Here is a 313-nt window from a genome sequence, read left to right as displayed (position 1 = left end):
TGTTAACTGACAACTAAAAAATGGGGGATTAGCTCAGCTGGCTAGAGCGCCTGCCTTGCACGCAGGAGGTCAACGGTTCGACTCCGTTATTCTCCACTGGTCCGAAAGGATAAAAGTTCATTGACATATTGAGATAAGAAAATAATAAGAAAGTAGAAAGCGTTTTTTGTTGTAACTAACAAAAAACAAAAAAAAACGGTCTTGTTTTAGAACAAGATTGGTACAATAAGCAAAATAAGGGCGTATGGGGGATGCCTAGGCTCTCAGAGGCGATGAAGGGCGTGATAAGCTGCGAAAAGCTGCGGGGACAAGC

General features: G+C 42.8%; 1 tRNA gene and 1 rRNA gene. Both read left to right on the top strand.

The annotated features are described in order from the left end of the window. Positions 1-22 precede the first annotated feature (22 nt). Positions 23-96: transfer RNA gene (locus FLAPXU55_RS01705), tRNA-Ala, on the top strand. A gap of 128 nt (positions 97-224) precedes the next feature. Further along, positions 225-313, top strand: a 23S ribosomal RNA gene (locus FLAPXU55_RS01700); the annotation flags it as partial.

It is taken from the genome of Flavobacterium panici, from assembly GCF_903819335.1.
Classification (GTDB): Bacteria; Bacteroidota; Bacteroidia; order Flavobacteriales; family Flavobacteriaceae; genus Flavobacterium; species Flavobacterium panici.
This window is presented reverse-complemented; position numbering and strand designations above follow the sequence as displayed.